Annotated in this window: 21 protein-coding genes; 11 read left to right on the forward strand and 10 right to left on the reverse strand. The window is 60.8% G+C overall.

Annotated features, from left to right (window positions below; translation table 11 throughout):
• Positions 1-18: 18 nt before the first annotated feature.
• The 5 genes from ACQZ6J_RS16525 (at position 19) to ACQZ6J_RS16545 (ending at position 4,281) form a co-directional block, all read left to right on the forward strand.
• Positions 19-693, forward strand: coding sequence for an amino acid ABC transporter permease (locus tag ACQZ6J_RS16525; protein WP_449084853.1), 675 nt, complete (start codon positions 19-21; stop codon positions 691-693).
• 40 nt (positions 694-733) lie between these two features.
• A complete protein-coding gene (gene ehuD / locus ACQZ6J_RS16530; RefSeq protein ID WP_449084854.1) occupies positions 734-1,426 on the forward strand; it encodes an ectoine/hydroxyectoine ABC transporter permease subunit EhuD in 693 nt (230 codons plus the stop codon).
• Positions 1,419-2,198 (forward strand): amino acid ABC transporter ATP-binding protein, encoded by a 780-nt coding sequence (locus ACQZ6J_RS16535; protein WP_449084855.1) that lies wholly within the window; start codon positions 1,419-1,421, stop codon positions 2,196-2,198. Before ehuD ends, ACQZ6J_RS16535 begins: the two co-directional genes overlap by 8 nt.
• Before the next feature lie 405 nt (positions 2,199-2,603).
• Complete coding sequence (locus tag ACQZ6J_RS16540; RefSeq protein WP_449084856.1) at positions 2,604-3,494, forward strand: LysR substrate-binding domain-containing protein; 891 nt, start codon at positions 2,604-2,606, stop codon at positions 3,492-3,494.
• Between the two features lie 214 nt (positions 3,495-3,708).
• Positions 3,709-4,281 (forward strand): OsmC family protein, encoded by a 573-nt coding sequence (locus ACQZ6J_RS16545; protein WP_449084857.1) that lies wholly within the window; start codon positions 3,709-3,711, stop codon positions 4,279-4,281.
• Positions 4,282-4,482: 201 nt separating this feature from the next.
• Here ACQZ6J_RS16545 and cysE read toward each other — a convergent pair whose 3' ends face one another.
• Positions 4,483-5,331, reverse strand: coding sequence for a serine O-acetyltransferase (gene cysE / locus ACQZ6J_RS16550; protein ID WP_449084858.1), 849 nt, complete (start codon positions 5,329-5,331; stop codon positions 4,483-4,485).
• Between the two features lie 356 nt (positions 5,332-5,687).
• Here cysE and ACQZ6J_RS16555 point away from each other — a divergent pair, with 356 nt between their 5' ends.
• Complete coding sequence (locus ACQZ6J_RS16555; RefSeq protein WP_449084965.1) at positions 5,688-7,082, forward strand: FAD/NAD(P)-binding protein; 1,395 nt, start codon at positions 5,688-5,690, stop codon at positions 7,080-7,082.
• A gap of 119 nt (positions 7,083-7,201) precedes the next feature.
• On the forward strand, positions 7,202-7,882 hold the full coding sequence (locus tag ACQZ6J_RS16560; RefSeq protein WP_449084859.1) for a GntR family transcriptional regulator: 681 nt from the start codon (positions 7,202-7,204) through the stop codon (positions 7,880-7,882).
• Positions 7,883-7,895: 13 nt separating this feature from the next.
• On the opposite strand, the gene ACQZ6J_RS16565 is transcribed toward ACQZ6J_RS16560, so the two are convergent.
• The 5 genes from ACQZ6J_RS16565 to ACQZ6J_RS16585 are packed head-to-tail and all read right to left on the reverse strand — an operon-like array spanning position 7,896 to position 12,914.
• Positions 7,896-8,432 (reverse strand): chromate transporter, encoded by a 537-nt coding sequence (locus ACQZ6J_RS16565; RefSeq protein WP_449084860.1) that lies wholly within the window; start codon positions 8,430-8,432, stop codon positions 7,896-7,898.
• Complete coding sequence (locus ACQZ6J_RS16570) at positions 8,419-9,000, reverse strand: chromate transporter (protein ID WP_449084861.1); 582 nt, start codon at positions 8,998-9,000, stop codon at positions 8,419-8,421. The genes ACQZ6J_RS16565 and ACQZ6J_RS16570 overlap by 14 nt, the downstream gene beginning before the upstream one ends.
• On the reverse strand, positions 8,997-10,733 hold the full coding sequence (locus tag ACQZ6J_RS16575; RefSeq protein ID WP_449084862.1) for an ABC transporter permease: 1,737 nt from the start codon (positions 10,731-10,733) through the stop codon (positions 8,997-8,999). The genes ACQZ6J_RS16570 and ACQZ6J_RS16575 overlap by 4 nt, the downstream gene beginning before the upstream one ends.
• On the reverse strand, positions 10,730-11,839 hold the full coding sequence (locus ACQZ6J_RS16580) for an ABC transporter ATP-binding protein (protein ID WP_449084863.1): 1,110 nt from the start codon (positions 11,837-11,839) through the stop codon (positions 10,730-10,732). Before ACQZ6J_RS16580 ends, ACQZ6J_RS16575 begins: the two co-directional genes overlap by 4 nt.
• 1 nt (position 11,840) lies before the next feature.
• Positions 11,841-12,914, reverse strand: a complete 1,074-nt coding sequence (locus tag ACQZ6J_RS16585; protein ID WP_449084864.1) for an ABC transporter substrate-binding protein — start codon at positions 12,912-12,914, stop codon at positions 11,841-11,843.
• A 245-nt stretch (positions 12,915-13,159) separates the two neighbouring features.
• On the opposite strand from ACQZ6J_RS16585, the gene ACQZ6J_RS16590 reads away from it, so the two are divergent.
• The 3 genes from ACQZ6J_RS16590 to ACQZ6J_RS16600 all read left to right on the forward strand — a co-directional run bounded on the left by ACQZ6J_RS16590 (position 13,160) and on the right by ACQZ6J_RS16600 (position 16,655).
• The gene (locus tag ACQZ6J_RS16590) at positions 13,160-13,939 is read left to right on the forward strand and encodes a glutaredoxin (RefSeq protein WP_163985651.1); all 780 of its coding nucleotides are present in this window, start codon (positions 13,160-13,162) and stop codon (positions 13,937-13,939) included.
• Between the two features lie 200 nt (positions 13,940-14,139).
• Positions 14,140-15,216 (forward strand): ornithine cyclodeaminase family protein, encoded by a 1,077-nt coding sequence (locus tag ACQZ6J_RS16595; protein ID WP_449084865.1) that lies wholly within the window; start codon positions 14,140-14,142, stop codon positions 15,214-15,216.
• A gap of 44 nt (positions 15,217-15,260) precedes the next feature.
• The gene (locus ACQZ6J_RS16600) at positions 15,261-16,655 is read left to right on the forward strand and encodes an MmgE/PrpD family protein (RefSeq protein WP_449084866.1); all 1,395 of its coding nucleotides are present in this window, start codon (positions 15,261-15,263) and stop codon (positions 16,653-16,655) included.
• 40 nt (positions 16,656-16,695) lie between these two features.
• On the opposite strand, the gene ACQZ6J_RS16605 is transcribed toward ACQZ6J_RS16600, so the two are convergent.
• Entirely contained in the window at positions 16,696-18,015 is a 1,320-nt protein-coding gene (locus tag ACQZ6J_RS16605) for an aspartate aminotransferase family protein (protein ID WP_449084867.1), read from the reverse strand.
• Positions 18,012-19,070: a phosphotransferase gene (locus tag ACQZ6J_RS16610; RefSeq protein ID WP_449084868.1), complete on the reverse strand. Its 1,059-nt coding sequence runs from the start codon at positions 19,068-19,070 to the stop codon at positions 18,012-18,014. Before ACQZ6J_RS16610 ends, ACQZ6J_RS16605 begins: the two co-directional genes overlap by 4 nt.
• Before the next feature lie 109 nt (positions 19,071-19,179).
• On the opposite strand from ACQZ6J_RS16610, the gene ACQZ6J_RS16615 reads away from it, so the two are divergent.
• Positions 19,180-20,391: an ROK family transcriptional regulator gene (locus ACQZ6J_RS16615; RefSeq protein WP_449084869.1), complete on the forward strand. Its 1,212-nt coding sequence runs from the start codon at positions 19,180-19,182 to the stop codon at positions 20,389-20,391.
• A 2-nt stretch (positions 20,392-20,393) separates the two neighbouring features.
• Here ACQZ6J_RS16615 and ACQZ6J_RS16620 read toward each other — a convergent pair whose 3' ends face one another.
• Both ACQZ6J_RS16620 and ACQZ6J_RS16625 read right to left on the reverse strand, forming a co-directional pair.
• Positions 20,394-21,422 carry an SIS domain-containing protein gene (locus ACQZ6J_RS16620; RefSeq protein WP_449084870.1) on the reverse strand — a complete coding sequence of 343 codons (1,029 nt, stop codon included), beginning with the start codon at positions 21,420-21,422 and terminating at the stop codon, positions 20,394-20,396.
• Entirely contained in the window at positions 21,412-22,335 is a 924-nt protein-coding gene (locus ACQZ6J_RS16625) for an N-acetylglucosamine kinase (RefSeq protein ID WP_449084871.1), read from the reverse strand. Before ACQZ6J_RS16625 ends, ACQZ6J_RS16620 begins: the two co-directional genes overlap by 11 nt.
• Positions 22,336-22,451: the final 116 nt, after the last annotated feature.

Here is a 22,451-nt window from a genome sequence, read left to right on the forward strand (position 1 = left end):
GCGTAGTTGCCGGGAACCATGTTCATGCTCGACCTCCTCCCGTGGTTGCCACTTCTTCTTCAAGGGTTGTTGCGGACAATTCTATTGTTCGCAACAACGGCCGTGCTTGGTAGTGCCCTCGGCCTATTCATAGGTTTGGGGCGGCTGGCGCGGCAACGAACCTGGCGCCGGATTTCGGGTCTATATGTAGAAATATTTCGCGGAGTGCCGCTTTATATCAATCTGTTCTGGCTCTATTTCGTCTTCCCGAGCTTCGGTTTGAGCCTGAGCCTTTGGCAGGCTGCGATTTTTGGATGCACCCTGACGCACGCCGCTTATTTCGCGGAATATGTGCGGGCGGCTGTGCTTGCCGTTCCGTCCGGCCAGCATGATGCGGCGCGGTCCCTCGGTCTGTCGCGGTGGCAGCGTTTCCGGCATGTCATTCTTCCACAGGCCGTCGTTGCGCTTCTTCCGGTGATAGGCAGCGAACTGGTGATGTTGCTGAAGGGCACGGCAATAGCCTCCCTGATCGGCTTTTCGGAACTGACCGGCGAAGCGCACTCCGTTATCGTCAGCACCTATCAATCCGTTCCGGTGCTGCTGGTTGTTTTGTGCGTCTACTATGTCGCAGCGAAGGCTGTCGTCGTTTCGATCGCGCTGTTGGAGCGACATAACGATCCCTGGACGCTTCGTCGGGAAAGGCTTCTCGCATGACCGGAAGCGCGCTGAAATCTCCTCGCGGACCGGGGAAGCCATGAATACGACCTCCCTGTTTCGCCTTGATGTTGCCATCGCGGACCTGCCGTATTTACTGTTGGCTGCGTTAAGAACTATTCCGATCGCTCTGGCGGCATTTGGGGTTGCCCTTGTCCTCGGTGCTATTCTGCTCATGGCTCGGCGCAGCCGCTTGGTGCTCATTTCCTACCCGGCGTTTGTGTTTTTTGATTTCATTCGCTCAACGCCGCTGCTTCTGCAGACATACTTCTTCTTCTTCGTGTTGCCCGAATTCGATATACGGCTGACAGCCGTCGAAACCGGAATCGTCGCCCTCGGGCTTCACTATGCCTGCCATGTATCGGAAGTATATCGCGCCGGCATCGAAACCGTACCTGCCGGACAATGGGATACCGTGCGGGCTCTCGGTTTCTCACGCTTCGATAGCCTCACGCGACTGATCGTGCCGCAGATCTTACCCTACCTTCTTCCCGCGCTGGGAAATCTGCTTGTCTCCATTTTCAAGGAGACCCCGATCCTTGCCGCTATCGCCGTGGCCGACACGATGTTCGTTGCCATGCAGCGCGCGGCGGAATCGTTTCGATACATCGAGCCGATCACCGTTGCAGGTCTTATCTTCCTCATGATCAGCATTTGCGGATCCGCTGTCGTCAGGCTGGTCGCCAACTTTGCCCAGGATAAATGGTTCAAGCAGGGGTATGCCGATGTCTGAAGCGGCGCCCCCACTTATAAGAATTGCCCGCGTTTCGAAGAGGTTCGGTTCGGTTACTGTTCTCAATGACCTTGATCTTGAGGTCCGGCCGTTCGAGAACCTTTCGCTTATCGGCCCCAGCGGCGCCGGAAAATCGATGGTATTGCGTATCCTAATGACGCTGGAAAAGATCGACGAAGGTTCGGTAACCATCGATGGACTCAATCTTTGGGGCGATGGCGGTGTCGGTCGCGCCAGCGTGCCGGCATCTGCGAACGACATCAAGGCAGTCCGGCGCCGCGTCGGCATGGTTTTCCAAAGCCTCAACCTCTTTCCTCACATGTCAGCACTTCGCAATGTCGCCGAAGCGCCAGTGCGGGTCCTGAAGTTGCCGAAGGAAGAAGCTTATGCGCGGGCGGCGGAGCTTCTCGACAGGGTGGGGCTGGGGGCTAAACAGGGCAGCTATCCCACGGAGTTGTCCGGCGGGCAACAACAGCGCGTTGCCATCGCCAGAGCCCTGGCCATGCGCCCAAAGATCCTGCTGTTCGATGAAGTGACGTCTGCGCTCGATCCTGAAACAGTGGGCGAGGTGCTAGGGGTCATTCGTGAAGTGGCGCGGGGACATTCTCTGACGACAATCAGCGTGACCCACCAATTGAAGCTCGCCGGAGAGATATCCGATCGAATTTGCTTTCTGGAGAGCGGCAGGATTGTGGAGGAAGGGCCGCCGGATCAGATATTGTATGCTCCCGTCAATGGCAGGACGCGTGCCTTCGTGGAGGCCCTGCTCTAGCATTGAAAGACCCTCGCTCCGGTGTCCCCTAAACTATCATGCGGGCGAGCCTTGAGCCGATATGACATGGTTGGAAACGGCCGCAGTCTTTCTCGCTATCCGGAATGCCGGGGAGCGTTGTTCAGGACTTGACGACAGTTCACGACGCATGGCGCAGTGCACCTTGCTTCGCGTCGAAAGAGATCAGGGATGAAGGGCGTTCAGCGTGATGCGTGCGGCATATTCCGCTTGCTGCCAAAAATCGTTTTTCAAACGGAGGCGTCGCCCTCTGTAATCTTCGAAAATTGCTGCTCAATTTATTTGTCCACTATTTTTATAGATTTCTATATGGACGAGTTTGTCGAAGTTAACAAAATCGAATTCCTCATCAGAGGATGAAGAGGATTCATAATGAAGCTAAATCAAATGCCACCGATGGCCGCAGTCAGGGCGTTCGAAGCCGTGGCGCGGCATGCGAGCTTCAAGGCAGCGGCCGGCGAGCTGATGGTGACGCCGACGGCCATCAGCCATCAGGTCCGGCAGCTGGAAGAGTTCCTGGGCGTGCGGGTGCTTAATCGGTCTCCGCGACTGGTCGAACTGACTGCCGCTGGAAAGGTATTGTTCGACGCGGCCACCACCGGTCTCGGCGAAATAACGCGAGCGGCGGCGGAAATCCGTCACCCTGGGCCGACAAAGGCGTTGACGCTATCGTCAACAATCAGCTTTCTGAGCCAGTGGCTGGTGCCGCGTCTTGCCGAGATACAACGGATTATTCCCGATGTGACGCTGCGATTGCATGCGTCCGACGGCATGGTCGATCTCGATGGGGGAGTTGTCGACGTTGCGGTTCGATACGGCAGGGGCCCTTATCCCGGGTTCGACAGCACCAGGCTGGTGCAGGACGTATTTACAGTTGTGTGCAGCCCAAAACTCGGCGTTTCCGGTGTCGACGATCTGATACGTTGTCGTTTCATACATGTGGACGGGCAGACGGTCCCGTACCCGTCTCCGGATTGGGCGCGATGGTGCCTCCATGCGGGCGTCGCCGGTTTGGATTTGTCTGCCGGACTTCGCTTCACCAGCAGTTTGCACGCAGTTCAGGCCGCCATCGCAGGCCAGGGCGTGGCGATTGTCAGCCGCGTGCTCGTCGTCGATGCGCTCTCCGCAGGTATTCTGGTGGAGCCGCTGGCGACGGTGTTGCCTGGCGAAGCGTATCATTTCGTAACGGGCAGAGCGGTTGAGCGTTCAGCGGAGGTCTCCACTCTGAGGGAATGGCTGAAAACGAGCCTGATGACGCCAGGTTCGCCGATCTTTTGAGAGGAAACTCAACCGACCTTCGCGGAGCTGCTGTCGAAGACCTGGCATGACGCGACCCGTGGCCGGCACGAAGCATATTTCGGATGACACGGCGGCATTGTCGTGCCTTCTGTAAAGTCTATAATTTTTATAGACTACTTTGGACTTTGGTGGATATAAGTGTGCGGCACATTCGTTGTGGTCCCGGTTAGGCCGGGAGGCGTTGAACTGATGATTGAAGGGTAAAGCGGCAATGGCAACCTTGAATGAATACCTCGCGCAGAAGCGCGCAGCTCTGCTGAACCGGCGTGCACGCGTAAAGTCGGGAGAGTTGAGTGCGGCTACGCTGAAGGCCAGCGCGACCGCCGAAGGGCGCAGCGGCGTGCGCCGCATCAGAATTCGGGATTTTCAGGTTATTTCAGACAGCCCACCCGACTTCGCCGGCTATAATCTGGGTCCATCGTCCCCCGAATTGCTGCTGGGCGCGCTTTCGAGCTGTTTGACGCATACCTACCTGATCCATGCTTCCGACCAAGGCGTGCCGCTGGAATCTCTTCATGCCGAAGTCTCCGCCACGATCGATCCGCGCGCAGGTGCGGAAGGACATGAAGACGTGCCGGTCTACCCCCAGGACATCACCTATCTGGTTGCGCTGGTATCGCCCGCGAGCGCCGATGACATCGCGCGGCTGCAGGCGACGGTGGAAAAACTCTGCCCAATCCTCAATCTCCTGAAACGTGGCAACGAGGTACGCGGGCAAGTCGATCATCAGCAGCCCGGCCGTCAGGAAGCGGGTGCCGGATCGTGATGGGCTCCCATGCCCTGATGGTGAAAGTATAGCCGTGTCCGAGAACCAACGACCACCGCGTTGATGATGGATGCTTCAAGGCCTTCGCCGGCGCGGAAGTCATCGCCCTGAAAGCCGCGCCCTCGCGAGTTTTTTTGCCGGCAGACTGGCCGGGGATTTCGAGCGCTTGACCGTCCGATCGCTTAGGGCGCGATCGGACGGTCAGATGATATATTCCGGTTCCGACAAGGTCTGATCCATGGTGATCCCCGGAAGATTGGAGTGCCGCCTTCCGATCGGCTTCGCCGGAATGCCGACTACCGAGGTGTATGGGGCGACGGCATCGACAACGACGCTGCCTGCCCCGACCTTGGCACCGATGCCGATCTCGATATTGCCGAGGATTTTCGCTCCGGCTCCGATGAGTGCGCCGCGGCGCACCTTCGGGTGACGATCGCCGGTTTCCTTGCCTGTCCCGCCCAAGGTGACGTTCTGCAATATCGACACGTCGTCTTCGACGACTGCCGTTTCACCGATGACCAGGCCGCTTCCGTGGTCGAGCATGATGCTCTTGCCCATCTTCGCGGCGGGATGGATATCGACGCCGAAAACTTCCGAAATCCGGCTCTGGACATGACGTGCCAGGTGGACTCGATCGTGATGCCAAAGCCAGTGCGCGACACGCTGGCCCTGCAGTGCGACAAAGCCTTTGAAGTATAAGAACGGTGTCAGAATTTCCGTGTTCGAGGGATCCCGGTCCTTGATTGCGATCAGGTCCGCGGCGGCGTCGGACACGATACTCTCGTCGTTGATGAATGCCTGCGCGATCACGGACATCAGCTCGTCGTGGTCCAGGTCGTGATTTGCCAGTTTCAGGGCAATTCTCTGTGCCAAGGCCTGGGCGAAACTCGCGTGATACAGCACCGCGGAATTCAAGGCGCGATTGAGAACCGCGTCGTTTGCGGAGGCATCAGCCGCCTCGGCGCAAAGAGCATTCCATATTGTAGCGACCTGCGAGGAGCGCGTTGGCTCGGCCGATAGATTGCCCCGGCCGACAAGCAGACCCGTCATGAGCTTCCCTTTCCTCGGCACGCCATGTCGCAACGTAGAGGCATGGACGTTTGCATCCGTCGTCACGAATATTTTATACGGGCGCGGCGCGAAGCCGATTTCATATTCCGCTCTTTTTACCGGTGGAGAGGGAATTTATTTCTACGTTCCCGGCCGACTATGGATTTCGACGTTGATGCGTTGGCGGCGGCATCCCGCAGGGGATGTCGCCCTTTTCTCGCAAACGGAGGCGAGAAACGACTTTCACAAGAATGGCGCTTGCTGCGGGAGGATTAATTTCTATAATTTTACTGTGGATCCGTCCAATCGATGGGTCAAAGCGGGCCGGCCTGGTCCGATGCAGAAGGAGCCGACACATGACTCTTCTCTCACCGCGTTTTTCAAGTTCGCAAAGCGAAGCTATCGATCATCTCGCGAAGATTGCGATTATCGGAAGAGGCTTCACCGGCATCATGACGGCAATCGCCCTTTTCAAGGGCATCGAATGTCCGTTCCATTTGGTGATGTTCGACCCGAGGCCAAAGATAGATATTGGCGAGGCCGTCAATCAATCGTCCGCAGCCGTCTTGACCAGTCGCGTTCGCGACCTCTCCATCGATCCGGCGGTGCGGAATGATTTTCGGCAATGGCTTGAAAAAGATGATGCCTGGCGTCATCGGCTGGGGTCCGATTTCATTGACATCGAAGACTCGTTCGTCCCCGGCGAGACCTTTCGCACCTATGTATATGGTCGCTTTTCCGAAGCCTTGACGAAGCGGCCCGACGTTGTCGTCCAGTTCTTATCGGAGAGCGTGACCGCGATCGATCGGCATCCCCAGGCGGGTCTTTCGATCGCTTTTGGCGCCGGACAGCGAAAGCGTTTCGATGCCGTTTTCCTGGCGAGCGGATATGGCTTGCGCGACAGCTCCGACGAAGCGGCGACGCCGAACGCGGCGCGAACCGCCGTGGTCATTGGCGGAGGTGTTCAGGCCGTCGACAAAGCATTGATATTGCTTTCGGAGGGGAAGGTTTCCCATGTCAGCCTGATTTCGGAATCGGGTTTTCTGCCTCAATCTCACGCCAACGCCGCAGTCGGAGCCGTCTTTACGGATCAACCGATACCTCGAACCCTGCGCGGTGCATTCCGCTTTCTGCGTCAGGCGGCAATGCGGGCTGATGCGCAAGGTCTCGGATGGCAAGGCATCATGAACGGATTTCGCTCGCATGCGCGTGATCTGTGGGAGGGACTGACGCCGCAGGAGCGGGGACGGTTCAAACGTCACGTCCAGGCCGTTTACGAGAGCCACCGCAACCGGCTGCCGCCCGAGCATTATCGGCGATTGCATCATGCGATAGAAACCGGGGCGATCACGGTCAGGAAAGAAAAGGTGGATCGCATAGCAACAAACGGCGTGCTGCTTTCAACGCCAGCCGGATTCGAAGTGCTTGGTTCGGATATGACCATCGACTGCCGCTTTCGGCCGTCCGCCGCCGACAACCCGCTTGTTCGGTCCATCGTCAGCGCCGGTTTGGCGAAGAGCGATGAGCTCGGTATCGGGATCGTCGTGGACGAGTGTGGGCAGACCAGCAATGCACGGAGTTCCTGCCGAGGGTTGTTCGCCATGGGGCCGCTTGGCCTGGGCAGCATTCCCGATATCGATCTGGTTCCTCAGATTGTCTTGCAAAGTCATGCGGCCGCGGCGTCACTCAATGGCTGGCTTGGCGAGGCTGCTCGGGAAGCGGTCGGAAAAACGAGCACAGTTCCGGGCTAAGTGCAGGATCCTCGACGTGTCGGCTGCCGCATGGCTGACATTCGTGCCGTGGCGCTATCGGCTTGATGCGGTCGGGCAAACACCGTATCTCGATTGTCATGGCAGCCGGAAAAGAAGTGATGGATAAATTGACGACGCCTTCAGCAGGGCGAGATGGACGTGATGCTGACCGAGCTTTCGAGGCTATTCTCGCGGAGATCATCTCCGGCGTTCTGCCCGCCGGCATCAAGCTGAACGAGCCGGACCTGTCGCGCCGCCATGGCGTCAAGCGGGGCCCGCTCCGGGAAGCCATCCGGCGGCTGCAGGGCCGCAATCTTATCAGCTACACACCGAATCTCGGCGCGCGGATCGTCACGCATTCCGCCAACGATATCCTGCAGATGTATGAGGTCCGCGAGGCGCTGGAGAGCATGGCCGCGCGATTGTGCGCCGAGCATCTGAACGACCTGGAGATCGCCGAGCTGCGGGCTGCCGCGGGAGAGGGGCCATTTCCGGAGGGATTGCGGCCACGGGAACTGGAGGATCACAAGAGTTTCCACCAGCAGATTGTGGCGCGCTGCGGCAATGCGATGATCGCCAGGGTGCTCGATGAGAGCTTCTACCAGCTTTTGCGCCTGTGGCGCAGCAACCACCCATGGCTTCGCCATAGTGACGAGCACAGCCGTACCGATCACATGCGCATCGCCGAGGCGATCTTCTATCGGGATGGCGACAGCGCCGAGCTGCTGATGCGCAACCATATCCGCCGCCTGCGGCTGATCCTGGCCGACCGGGTCCGCAAGGGCGGTTTCGGAAGCTGACAAATCGCCCGAGTCAGGAGAAAAATCTGTAGAGGACCATAAAGACGGCCGCGCCGATCGCCAGCAGGGGAAGCGGGCCGGAGCGCGTCCTCGACGAGAGGACTGCGGTCAATATCGCGACCAGCCAGGCAATGTATTGTCCGACCGCGTGCTGCAGCAGAGCCGCCGTGCTGCTGATGATCAGCCCGGCGGCGATGGGCGCAAGGCCAATCGCGACGGCTCTGGTCCAGATGGCGGAACGATGCGCATGCCATAGCCTGGCGACGCTGTAGGTCAGGACGCTGGAGGGCAGGAAGATCGCCAGCGATGCCGCGATCGCGCCGGCAACGCCCGCGACATGCCAGCCGATGAGGGTGACGATGAGCGTCGCCGGCCCAGGTGCGACGCGTGACAAAGCGAAGATCTCGTTGAAGCCCTCGACCGTGAACCAGCCATGCTCGACGCTCAGCCGCTGAAGGTCGCCGACGATGCTCAGGCCGCCGCCGATCGTCATCAACGATAGCGGCGCCAGTTTCATCAGCAGCAGAAGAACGGAATCATCTTTGTCCACGGCGGAGCTTCCAATAGGCCAAGCCGATATTGAGCGGCCCCAGCAGGCAGACGATGAAGACCAGCGGCACCTGCGCAAGGCTGGCAACGATCGTTGCGGCGAAGACCAGCAGCGAGAGAATATCGGCCAGCGCGTGACGCGCGGCACGAATGCCCATGTTGAGCGAGAAACCGAGTGCCGCGGCGGCAACGCCGGCGAGCAATTGCGTCACCAGCGGTATGCCGCTGATGCGATGGATGAAGGCGCTTGCCGCAACAATGATGATGGCCGGCGGCAGGATCGAGCCAAACACGGCGACGATGGCGCCGATCGTGCCGCGCAGGCTGTAGCCCAGCCAGAGGCTGAGATTGACGACATTGACGCCCGGCAGCGTCTGCGCCAGCGCCAGTCCTTCGAGGAAATCCGCCTCCGCCACCCATTGCTTGGCCACCACGAATTCGACGCGGATCATCGCGCTGACGGCACCGCCGAAGCTGGAGACGCTGATCTTGGCACAGGAGGAGAACAGCTGCCAAAGGGTCGGCGGCGAAGTCGGCGCGGCGGCAGCGGGATATGCCTTTTCTGTCATTTGGCCTCGATCGGGTTCCGTCCGGCGATGAGCCGCATCGCCGTCAGGGCAATGATGCTCAGAACGACGATAATCAGAGCCATGGCTGCCGCAAGCTCGATTGCGCCGGTTTCTACATAATCCAGCACTTGCGTGGACATGACCTCGGTTCCCGGCTGCGAGAGGATCGCCGACATGGAAAGCTCACGCAACGCGACCGCAAAGACAAGCAGGGCGGCAGACCACGCGCTGGTCTTGAGAAGCGGCAGGCTGATGTGCAGCATGGTGAGGCCCCAGCCTGCGCCGACCACACGCGCGGCTTCTTCGAGCTCCACCGAAAGCTGCTTGAAGGCCGAACGGAAGAATACGAAGGCGACCGGCAGGTTCTTGGCGACATAGGCAATGCCGATGATCGTGAATGTGCCATAGAGGAGGTTGATGTAGCCCAGCATGATGGCGACGGCGAAGGCGACGGCCGGAAATCCGTAAGTGACCATGATTACGACGCTCACCACGCCCCGGCCGATGATGGTCGAGCGCTCGACGAACCAGGCGCAGACGAGGCCGATGGTGACGCAGGCAAAGGCCGTCGCGGACGCCAGGAGAAAGCTGTGCGAGATTGTTGGAAATGTCGATCGGCTGGGATTGGCGATCATTTCGAAGTTGCGGAAGGTCATGTTCGCCCAGGTCAGCGGCAAGCCGAAGGCCTTCAGCAGGGCAAGCGCGACGAGCGCCAGCAGCGGCAGCAGCGCCGTTACGAAAATGACGGCGAGACAGAGGAGAAAGGCCGGCCAGCGGGCGCGGCCAAGCCGCTCGGGTGCCGCCGCGCCAAGCTTGCCGGAGATCGTCCGATAGCGATTGGCGCCGGTCAGCCTGCGCTGCAGGGCGAGACAGAGAAGCGTAACCAGCACGATCGGCAGGGAGGCTGCCGCCGCCAGTTCGAGATGCGGCGGAAAGGACAGCATGGCGTAGATCTTCGTGGTGAGCACCGAGAAATTCGCCATGGTGCCGATCGCCATCGGCGCACCGAAGGACGAAATGGAGTCCAGCAGGACGAGCATGGTGCCGGAGACGATTGCGGGAGTGACGAGCGGCAGCGTGATCGATGCCATCACGCGAAGCCGTCCCGCGCCCAGCACCCGGGCGGCCTGCTCCTGGCTGGGATCGATATTGGCGAGCGCCGTCGAGACCGCGAAGAAGATCAGCGGAAAGAGATGGGACGCCTCGACGAACACCAGTCCGCCGAAGCTGACGATATCGAGCAGCGGCCCATCGATGCCGAGAAACTGGCGGGCGGCCTTGTTGAGATAGCCCGAATTCGGCGAGGCGAGGAAGATCCATGCAATCACGGTGACGAAGGATGGAATGACGAAGGCAAGCGCCACACCGACGCGGACGAACGCCTTGCAGGGCATGTCGGTTCGCGTCACCAGCCACGCCATGGGCAGAGCGATGATGTTCGCCCCCAGGCAGACCAGCAGAGCGAGGCTGATCGTATTGAGGCAGGCCTTCGCCATGCCCGGCTGACTGAAAGCGGTGAACAGGGTTTTAATGGAAAAAGAGCCGTCCTTGTCCGTCAGGCCGAATTTCACAAGCAGGCCGATGGGATAGATGATCAGCGCGCAGAGCAGGATGGCGACGGCAAACATTGCCGCCAGCTTGACCGGCTCGTTGCCCCAGCTGCGGATCGTCCTGATCGCTTTCAGACTGATCATCCTCGATGGCATGCGTTCCAGGCTCGAAACCAAGGTCACGGGACCGCCCATATTGCTTCGGGATTGGCGGTTACGGCAACCCGGCTGCCACGCGTGGCGATAAGGCGGTTGCGGCTTCTGGCGCGAATGCGGCCACCGGGGATATGAAGGGTCGTCTCGTAGCAATCGCCGAGGAATGTGACGTCCTGCAGCGTTGCGGCAAAACCCTCTCCGTGCGCCGCCAACGTCAGGTCTTCCGGCCTTAGCACGACGGCGGCGCGATCGCCGATCCTGCCCGTTGCAACGAAGTCGCGGTCTGCCTGGGCCAGGAACGTGCCGCAATGCTCCGTCTCGATGCGGAGGCGACATGCGCTCTCGTCCCTGGCGACGATGCGGCCTTCCAGAAGATTGGCGGCACCGACGAAGGAGGCGACGAAGCGCGAGCGCGGCTGACGATAGATGTCTTCGGGGCTGGCAAACTGCTCGATCCGCCCGGCGTTCATGACAGCGATCCGGTCGGCAAGGGCCAGAGCCTCCTGCTGATCGTGCGTCACGTAAAGCATGGTTATTCCCTTTTCCGAATGCAGTCGCTGCAGCTCGCCCCGAAGCTCTTCCCGCAGCCCGGCATCGAGGTTGGACAGCGGCTCGTCGAAGAGGAGCAGATTCGGCTGCATGACGACGGCGCGCGCCAAGGCGACGCGTTGCTGCTGGCCACCGCTCAAATCCGCGGGGAAACGATCGGCATGGGCATCAAGCTGCACCAGCTCCAATACCTGACGCACCCTGTCCCTTACCGTGTTGCGATCATGGCCGGCGATCTTTAGGCCGAAGGCGATGTTGTCGTGGACCGATTTATGCGGCCATACGGCATAGCTCTGAAACACCATGCCGAGCTGCCGGCGCTCGGTCGGAACCGAGGTGCCGTTGCCCGCCGTCAATCTGCCCTCGATACGGATCTCACCCTCGTCGGGGTCGATGAACCCCGCGACCATGCGCAATGTCGTCGTCTTGCCGCAGCCGCTTGGGCCGAGCAGGACGACGCATTCGCCGGCATTGACCGCGAGATCGATGCCGTTGACCACGGATCTGCCACCCAATCGCTTGCCAAGCCTGCTGAGGAGCAGGCTCGGATGGGTGGCTTGCGCTTCTCTTGCTGCCAGCGCCATATCATTCGCGTCCGAAGGTTTTGGCAAATCGCTTGAGGAATGTGTCGGCGGCCGCGTCATCGGACAATTCATCGAGGTCGACATTGAAGGGCTTGAAGCTGACGAGCTGGGGAAGGCCGGCAACCGATTTTGACTCCGAGTTTGTCGGCCAGTATTTGCCGGCATCGGCCTGGATCGCCTGTCCTTCGGCGCTGGTGAGAACTTCCAGCAGAAGCCTCGCCGCAGCCGGATGCGGTGCGCCTGTCAGGATGCCGCTCGGCTGCTCCGTCACCAGCGTCCCGTTATTGAGGCCGTAGAAATCGACCGTCTGGCCCTTTTCCTTCGAAACGATGACGTTGAAGGAGGAAATGGTCGGCGTTACGGACCGCTCGCCGGAAGCCAGTGCGCGCACGACCTCGGCATTGCCACGCACGAAGAGGACGTTCTGTTTCGCGAGCTTTTCGAGATAGGGCCAGTCGATCTTGCCGGCCTGCAACATGGCCAGGAAGAAGGTGCGGTTGTTGCCGGCCGTGGCCGGATCGGCCAGGACGATCTTTCCCTTCCACTTCGGATCGAGGAAATCCGCGAAACTCTTTGGCAGGTCGTTCTTGTCGGTGATGGCGCTGCTGCTGTAGGCGGCCGGCAGCAGGTAAACGCCGGACGAATAATAGGCGCCGTCCTTGTCGGCATAGTCGCCGAGCTTGTCGAAAGAGCTGACCTTATAGGGCTGGTAACGCCCTTCCTTCTTCCATTGAACGGCCACATAGGGCTGCGTCATGGTCACGACGTCGGCGCGCACGACACCGGCGGCCTTCTCTGCTTCCACCTGGGTAATGAGTTCCGGGGCCTTCTTCCCGACGATCGTCAGCTGGATGTCGGGGAAGTTCTGGCTCCAGAGTTCGTTCAGCCGCTCTGCCTCTTCGGTACGGGCGGCGGTGTAGTAGACCACCTCCGTTTCGTTCTTCGACTTCGCCTCCTTGTACAGCTGCGCGAAGATCGGCTCGTTCAGCTTCCGGTCCTCTGCATGGGCGGGTGCGAAGGCGAGGGCGGAGAAAAGGACGCCCGAAAGCGTGGCGGCGAGAGCGGTAAGTTTCATGGCAAAGGATCCCTGAAAAGCGATGAGGCATTCATCAATTTATAGTCTACTTAGTCAATAGAGATTATTTCCAAATATCTCACGATCGTTGACACATTTTTCTATTTGGAGATTTTCAGGCCGCCATATGTAGCGATGTCCCGCTCTTCTCCATCAAATGTGTTGACACTTTTTGTGGTGAAGCCTATCTCACGGGCATCCCTCGGCGAGCGTTTCGTCGTACTAGCAAAACTGGAGCCCTGCACATGGTGTCAGAAAACACGATACTGAAAGAGCGGCCGGAGATTTCGGTCTATTGGAAGCCCGGATGCTCGAGCTGCTTGAAGACGAAGGAATATGTTGAGGAGCTCGGATACGAATTCGAATCCGTCAATGTACTTGAGGACGAAGGCGCCATGGAGGAAATCCTGGCATCGGGTCTGCGGAGCATCCCGGCCGTCCGTCTCGGAACCAGATTCGTCTACTCGCAGAACCTCGATGACGTCGCAAATCTTCTCGGTGTTTCGCGCGATCACAAACGTCTCGGCAACGACGAGCTCTTCGCTCGCTGGGATCTTATCCTTGCGAAGGCGCGCAGGATCGTCGACAAATTCGATGAGGAGCATCTGCGCGAACGCGTCATCCCCGTGCGCGACCGGTCCATCAGGGAGCTTGCCGTCCATATCGGTCAGATCGTCCATGCCTTCGTCCGCCAGATGGAAGACGGGCTGATCGAGATCAAGCCGGTGCATGCCTACGTCGATCCGGCGATCGTCACCAAGGCCGACATCATCGCCCATCTCGAAAAGACGCATGGCGAGCTGCAGGCATGGAAGGCAAAGGGTGGCCATCTTGCCATCCCCGAGCGTCTCAAGACCTATTACGGAGACCAGCCGTCCAGCCAGGTGGTGGAGCGCGGTGTCTGGCATTGCACGCAGCATTCCCGCCAGCTCGACATCATCGCCGCCGGCCGTCTCGGCGCCGAGCTGGAAATCGGGCCGGAGCTCTATGCCGGTCTTCCGCTGCCCAAGCGTCTTTGGGTCTGAACGGGCGGCTTGAAAGTGAACAGGAGAGGCACGGCGAGCGTCGTGCCTCCGCGCAACGGCAAAGAGCGTAAAAGGCACGTCATCACGGATCTAGCCGGGAATGACGAGAGAGATGTTTGCGCACTTGCCGGCCCGGCACTCTGGGGCGTTCCATCCGTACTCCGCTTTGATCTCCCGAAGCCTATTCACCGGAGTTGTGCATGCTTTATCTCTCGAACGCGGACGTCGATGCGCTGCTTGACATGAAGGCATGCATCGAAAGCTTCGAGCTCGCCTATCGTGCGGCTTTCGAGGGAACGGCGGTCAACGGCCGGCGCTCGGACATGATCACGGCGACGCAGCGGGAGGACGGCGGCGTTTATTCCCTGAAGATGGTCGGCGGCATTGTGCCAGCCAGCGGCATCGGCGCGGTGCGGATCAATTCCGATATCCTCAGCTTCCCTTCGGCGGGCGGACGAACCCGCAAGGTGAAGGTGCCAGCGGCACCGGGCGACCGCTGGGTCGGCCTGATCCTGCTGTTCAGCACCGTGACCGGGGAGCCGCTGGCCATTCTGCCGGACGGCGTGCTGCAGCGCATGCGCGTCGGAGCCTCCAGCGGGCTTGCGCTTCGCCATATGGCGCGCGGGGACGCCTCGCGGCTTGCCATCCTTGGTTCCGGCTGGCAGGCCCATGCCCAAGCCATGGCCGCCGCCGCGGTCCGGCCCCTGTCGGAGATCCGCATCTTCAGCCCCAATCCCGACAATGCGCGGACCTTCGCTGCCGCCCTCGAAGGACGGTTGAACATTCCGGCCAGAGCCTTCATCGCGCCGGAAGAGGCGGTGCGGGCGGCGGATATCGTGCTCTGCGCCACCAACAGCCTGCAGGCGGTTTTCCAGGCAAGCTGGGTGGAGCCCGGAATGCACATAGGCTCCATCCGCGATGGGGAGATCGCCCCGGAGGCTCTGTTGAAAGCCGACAGGATCATCGTCCACGATCCCGGCAATATGGGCAGCGATCACCTTGTCGTCGCCAAGGGGCTGACCCACAAGGAAGGCAGCAAGCAGATCAATTCCGATCCAAGGCTGGCGAAGATCGCGGCTGCCCCATCGCTTGCCGAACTGGTGGCAGGTGCGGCGTCGGGCCGGCAATCGGCTGACGAGATCACCTGCTTCCTGAATTTCCACGGCCTCGGCTATCAGTTTGCCGCCGCCGGAGCGGTGCTTCTCGACAGGGCACGGCAAGCCGGACTGGGCCATCGACTGCCGTCGGAATGGTTCACGCAGGATGTGCATTCCTGACTGGCCCATCCCGCTTTTCCTCGTTTCAATCTGGAAGGTATCTCGTGTCGACCGATGAATTCGTCTTGATGGCGCCGGGCGCCTCGCTTGCCGAGCGTATTTCCGCCTCGCTCACTTCTTTCCGTCTGGAGGACGTCCCTGGCCGGGCCGAGGAGGTCGCCGTCAACGATTTGATCGACATGGCCGGACTTTGCGTCGCGGCCCGCAATTCCGATTATATTCGCGCGATCGTCGAGGCCAGCGACGGCATCGGCAATTGCACGGCGATCGGCCATGCCGGCGGTTTCGACGCGGCTGCGGCCGCGCTCATCAACGGCACGGCAACCCATGGCGAGGATTTCGACGATACGCTCGAAGGCGCCCCGATCCGTGTCGGCGCCATGGTGCTGCCGGCGGTCCTCGCCACCGCGCAACGATATCGCCGCAGCGGTGCCGATACCCTGAGAGGCATCCTGGCCGGACTGGAAATGATCTGCAGGTTCAACAGCGTGGTTCCGGGCGCCATCCACAAGGCGGGCTTCCATCCCGTCGGCGTCATCGGCGCCTTGGGTGCGGCGGCAGGCGCTGGCGTCACGCTCGGCCTCGATGCCCGGCAACTGACGAACGCCTTCGGCATTGCCGGCAGCATGGCGTCCGGCATCGGGGAGTTTCTGACCGAAGGCGCCTGGACCAAGCGCCTTCATCCGGGCTGGGCCGCGCAATCCGGCTATCGCGCCGCCCTCCTGGGGCGCTCCGGCTATTTCGGACCGCGCACCGTCTTCGAGGGGCCGAGAAACATCTTCAAGGTCTTCAGCAGGGGAGCCGCGCCGGATTACGAGGCCCTGACCGAAGGCATCGGCACCGAATGGCTGATGGAAAAGATCGCCTTCAAGCTCTATGCCTGCGGCACGATGATCCATCCCTTCATCGACTGCATGCTCAGGCTGCGGGCAACGGACGTCAAGGCCGAGGATATCGTTTCGATCGTCTCCGAGACCGGGGAGGGGTTGGTGGACCGCCTCTGGGAACCCCTGCCGACCAAACACAGGCCGCCTTCCGGCTATGCGGCAAAGTTCAGCATGCCCTTCTGCATGGCGGTCGCCTTCTTTGACGGCGACGCCGGTCTGCAGCAGTTCACCGACGAAAGGGCCGCCGATCCGCGCGTACTCGATCTTGCCGGCCGGATCCGCTACGTCATCGACCCGGCCAACGAGTATCCAAGGAATTATACCGGTCACATCCGGGTGAGCCTCAAGGATGGTTCGGTCGTGGAGTTGCGTCAGCCGCATTTCCGCGGCGGCGTCCGCGAGCCGCTGACCCGCGACGAACTGATCGCCAAGTTCAAAGGCAATATCGCTTACGGCGGCGCGTCGGCGGAATATGGAAATTCGCTTCTCGACTTCTGCCTCAACCTCCGCCAGCTGGACGAGGTGTCCCGGCTGACGGAGGTGAGCGCATGAAAAGACCCACGGTATAGTCGTCGTTGCGGACGGCCTGTAATCATCGGCCCTTTTGCATGACGTCTTTCAATGTGGCGTCGAAGGCTTCCATAAAGCAATCGGCGTGCGAGCGCGAAAATACCAATGGTGGCCGGATTTTCAGGACGTTGGCATGGGGACCGCTGGCACTGATCAGAACGCGCCTGTCGCGGAGACCGTTGACGATTCGGGCGGCTGCGGCCGCCGAAGGCTCTCCGCCTTCCATCACGTCGACGCCCAGGAACAGGCCCACCCCGCGGACGGACTTGATAAGCTCGGAGCGACCGGCATATGTCTCCAGCGCCGCCTTGAGATAGGCGCCCACCGAGCGGGCATTCGCGACAAGGTCCTGATCTCTGATGACGTCAAGGACGGCCTGCCCGGCGGCGGCCGCGACAGGATTGCCGCCGAACGTATTGAAATAGCGGGCGTTGCGGCCGAAATCGGCAATAATCTCCGGCCGGGCAATCAGGCCGGCCATCGGATAGCCATTGCCCATCGGTTTGCCGGTCGTGACAAGGTCCGGAACGATGTCGTGACGGAGGAAGCCCCATAGCGCTTCGCCCGTCCGCCCGAAACCTGGCTGGACCTCATCGGCGACGAAGATGCCGCCTGCCGCGCGGATAGCCGCGACCGCCGCTTTCAGAAAGCCCGGAGGATCGGCGATGACCCCATCACTGGAGAAGATCGTATCGACGATGAGCATCGCCGGTTTGATGCCGTGCCGCCTGAGGTCGGCGATTGCGGCTTCGACTTCGCGGGAGAAGGCCGCTTCGACCTCGGATGCTGGCAGATCCGGGTTCGGCGGCGAAACAGTCCTGACGTGAATTCCAAGGTCGACATTGGGCCCAAGCGAGGGAGAGAATTCCGCCACCGTGCCGGTGACGCCATGGTATGCATGGGATGTCACAATGATACCCGTCCCGCCGGTATAGGTCCGCGCGATGCGCACGGCGAGATCGTTCGCTTCGCTTCCCGTGCATGTGAACATGACCTGGCTGAGCTCGGCCGGAAAGGTTGCCGTTAGCGCTTCGGCATAGGCCAGGATGCCCTCATGCAGATATCGGGTGTGGGTGTTGAGCGTTGCCGCCTGCCGACCGATTGCCTCAAGAACCGTGGGGTTGCCATGACCGATGGAGGCGACGTTGTTATAGGCGTCAAGGTAGGCTTGGCCGTCTGCATCGTAGAGCCAGACCCCTTCGCCGCGCACGAAATGCAGCGGCCGTTCGTAGAAGAGACGATAGGCCGGCCCGAGGACGCGTTCACGACGCGCGATCATCTCTTGCTCTTCCTTGTTCAGCCGGCTGAAATCATCAGCGCCGAATGCATTTGCCATCGTCATGAGAGGTCTCCGATTTTCTGCCGGAAGAAAGCGCCAAGGTCTGCGTCGCTGTGGTCGACAAGGCGTGTGAGGCCGGCAAGTGCGATTGGGTGATTGCGGAGAATATAGTCACGGTTCTCCGGATAAAGGGCGGCGCGCCATTCGGTAATGATGACGGTCATGGCGAGCCGCGTGCGTAACAAAGTCGGAAGGCAGGAGATTTCCAAAGGATCGAGCGGATTGACGCGGTGATAGGCGCGAAGCATGGCGACGATGTCGTCGAGCCCGTTTTCTGCGCCGATCTGGTATGAAAGTGCGACGGCAAGGTCATTGATGAGAGGCGCTTCGACCATATCCCCGAAGTCGATGACGCCCGTCACCGTCGCGGGATCCCGCTCCGAAACAACGATATTGTGCGGATTGAAGTCGTTGTGGATGACCTGCCGTCGCAGTCCCCTCATCGCCCCGTTTGCAAGCAGGTCGAAGTTTTCGAGGACGTGGCCGACCATCCTTTGCCGCGAGGGCTCGACATGGGTGACATACCCGGTCAGCGCGGCCGCATTGCAAATATCCCAAAGCAGGGTCTGGTGCGGAGTTTGCGGGTGGAAAGCCGCCAGGCCCTTGCCGAGACGAGCAAGCATCTCGCCCAAGGAGCCCATCTGCTCCGGCGAGCGCCGAGCCTTGTAAAGTTGCCGACCAGGAAGATAGGTCAGCAACCGCGCAATCCGCGGCTTCTCCCCGAGAGGCAGGGTAACCAGCATCTGGCCAGTTGTAGAAGGAATGGCGCGAGGCAGAGGAAGGGCCGGTGATTTGGCTGCGAGATGGATGAGCGCCTGCGTCTGAAATTCGAGGACATCAGGCCGCTCGGCCGGATTGGCGATCTTGAGAATATAGTCGTCTGCCGTATCCGTCTGGATCAGGAAGGTTTCATCCCGCTCGCTCGACAGCGTCGCTGCCCTTCCGGTGAGACCGAAATAATCGAATGCGATTGCCTCGACAGTCTCATGCGAAGTCTTTCCGACTTCGGCGCTGAGCGCGTCTTGGCTTTGCCGGTTTGGCTCTGATGTCGAGGACATAAGGATCACGCCTTTATTGACACTGGGCTATGGAGGATGATTGAAACTGCCAGATGCGATTTGCATTTTGCGGTGCCAGAATCGCCGCCGCCCACCGAAACGAGCCAAGATGCCACCCAGCCCAATTCCATCTCTCACGGAAAGTTCGCGTCAGGTTCTGCGCGTGGTGGCTTCGTCCGGACCGATTACCCGCCCAAGGCTTGGCGCGATCCTCGATCTGTCCAAGCCGACGATGACCGCGGTCATGAACGAGCTGGGCGCGCTTGGCCTCGTCGCGCCGATCGGCTCGCAGCAGGGCGCCATGGGCCGGTCCGCGACCGTTTATGCGCTCGGGCCCGCAACGGGTTACGTCATCGGCATGGATGTCGGCGCGGGACAGGTCCGCGCCGTCGCGCAGGGACTTGACGGCAGTCCGCTTGCAACCGTCGAGCTCAAAATCGCAAAGCAGAGCCGCGCGACGATTGAAGAGGTCGCGTCTGTCGTCGATGACGCCGCGAAGGCTGCGATCCTGGCTGTTGGCCCTCGTGGCAAGGTGCTCCGCAGCATTGCCGTTGCCGTTCCGCGCATCGTTTCCAGAAATCGCCTTGGTCAGAACAAGCGTCGCGCGCCGGAGGCCGTTCTGCAGCGCTTGCGCCGTTCGGTTGATGCGCCGATCCTTCTCGAAAACAACGTGAACTGCGCCGCCTTCGGCGAACTGCAAACCGGCATAGCGAAAGGCCGGGACATCTTTGTATTCCTGCAGGTCGGCGTACGCGTCGGTCTCGGCATCGTCATCGGCGGAAAACTGTTTCGCGGCTTTAACGGTGCGGCAGGGGAAGCCGGCCGCATCCCCTTTCCGTGGTCGCTGGATGCCGTTCCGGAACGTGAAGGCCTCGAACATTATCTCGGCTCCGATGCGTTGATGGAACGCTGCATTGCCGGATGGTCGGCGGGCGATGCGCCGGCAACCGCGCGGGAACTCTTCGATCGTGCGCAGCAAGGCGAAAAGGAAGCTCTGGACTGGGTCAACCGGCACGCTGCCGATATTGGACGAATGGTCGCTGGTTGCATCGGCTTCTTCGATCCGGGTCTCGTTGTGCTCGGCGGCGGTGTTGGGCAGAATCCCATGATTCTGGACGAGGTTCGACATGTGTCGCGCGATCTGAGCTGGGCAACGGAAATCGCAAACAGCACGCTCGGCGCAAATGGTACGGTTCTTGGCGCAACGCGGCTGGCCGCGGAATACGCGCTGGCGAGAATCCTGGGAGAAACGCCGGATGCCACCGTCGTTCTTCCCTGGAATGAGGCTGCGGCCGATGAACCACAGCCTTCGTTTGGCTAGGGTCAGACTTCCGTCGGTGACCAGGGTTTCAATTTCGTATCGGTTTGGCGATAACGGAAGGTGATATCGGTCAGCCCGGCCGCGTCTTGCATATCGCCGACGATCATCTGCACCGCGACGATCTGTATGATCGCGTCGGCCACCGGATTGTCGAATCCCGGCACCGTCATGACGGTGAGACCTGGACGCTCGGCGACGTCATCGCGATTCGTGATCAGAACCGAGGGGCAGCCGAAGCCCGCCATATCCTGCGCTATCCTCACCTCGCGGCCATTGCCGAAAGCGATGACGCCGGTGCGGCCATCCTGGGATTCCATCGGGCCGTGCAGATAGTTGAGGGTATCCCACCCGGCCGCCGGGATACGCACCGCTTCGCGGATCAGCATCGCGCCTTCGCCGGCAGTCGCAAAGCCGGCGCCGGCACCGACGAGATCGATCTCGGCACAGGATTGCAGGCTGGCCGCTGCCGCTTTTGCCGCCCCCCGCGCCGATTGCAATGTCTGCCGAACGGCTGACGGCAATTCCGTCCATCCGCCGAAGGCCTTGCCAGCAATGGCATCGCAGAGAAGCCCAATGGCCAGCACCATGCCGGTATAGCCGGTCGAGCTTGCACCGTTGTCCGCGCCGGAGCCGCTTGGAATGACGGCGCCGACGAGATCGGCCAGCGGATTGCCGCCGCTTCTGCAGATTGCCACGCGAGGCAGATGCGCGCGCAGCGCCATGACATCGGAAATCTCCTTGCTCTGCCCGGATGCCGACAGAGCGACAAAAGCTTCCGCAGCGCTATCCACGGCCTGATAGAGATCGGTCGGGCAATAGGGGAAGGATGGGACGCCAAGCAGCCGGAGATAGAAGGCGCCGACCATCGCGGCCTGGTAGCTGGCGCCTATGCCCGCAAAACCGATCGACTTGCCGCGAAAAGGCGCTATATCGATCGCCTGCAGCGCGCTCGCCACGGTCTCCAAGCCCTGAGCCAGGCTCTCCGGTTGCCGGGCGACGGCACCGCGATAGCCAATCCGTTCATTTGCCATTGAATTTCTCCATTCCTAGAATGCCATTGCGAAAACGTTCGGCCATTGCCAGCGCGCCGGTCACGGGAGGCGCGCGCAGCAGCGTGACCTCGCTGGCCGGCGACAGGTTCGACATGGCGTCGACAAATGCGTCGAAAAGCATCGGCTGTTCGACGACGACACCGCCGCCGATCACCACATGACGCGCATCCGCCCCGCGGCCGATCAGGACCCCAATCAGAGCGGCAAGTGCGTTCGCGCCTTCGCGGATCACCCGGTTTGCCAATGGCGAGCCCTGCCTTGCGGCGCCAAACACGGCATCGGCATAGCCGCCCCAGATGGCGGCGCTGCGGGTATCGTTCAAAAGCCGGCCGATCTTGGTCGGGTCGGCGATCCTGAGCTTTGCCATCAACTCCGCAATCAGCGGATCGTTCGTTTGTCCGAGGTCTATCGCGCCGCGAACCGCGCGCGCAGCTTCCCTGACGAGAGCGGCGGCGCTGCCTTCGTCTCCGAGAATCCAGCCCCATCCGCCGGCGACGAGCATTTCGTCATCCGCGTTGCGGGCGACGGCGATCGATCCGGTCCCAGACACGACGCCGATGCCGGACTGAAAACCTGCAGCCGGAACGAGCAATTCGGAATCGTTGACGACCTTTATGTGACCCTCCAGCTGCGGGGCGAGGTCGGATTCGAGCTGTTTGCAATGCAGATCCGTGTCACAGCCATGGGCACCGATTACGGTTGCAAATAGTTTGCCGCCGGCCGTCTGCTTGATGAGCGCGGCGAGTGCTGCGGCATCTTTTTCCCGGTCCCATATGCGCCAGTCCGTGGAGGCAACCACCTTGTCCGCGATAACGCGGCCGGAATCCTTGACGAGGATATGCGTTTTCGTTCCCCCGATGTCGATCCCGGCGATGAGGTCAGCTTGTTTCATATGGTTTGGCGCCCTGTCATCAAAAATATAGTTAGGCAAATTTACAAACTATCTAGCCAGAACGCAAGAACTATGATTTGGTAATCGTCGTGGACATGCTCTAGAACCAAAAAGGG

This window comes from Rhizobium sp. A37_96, assembly GCF_053521765.1.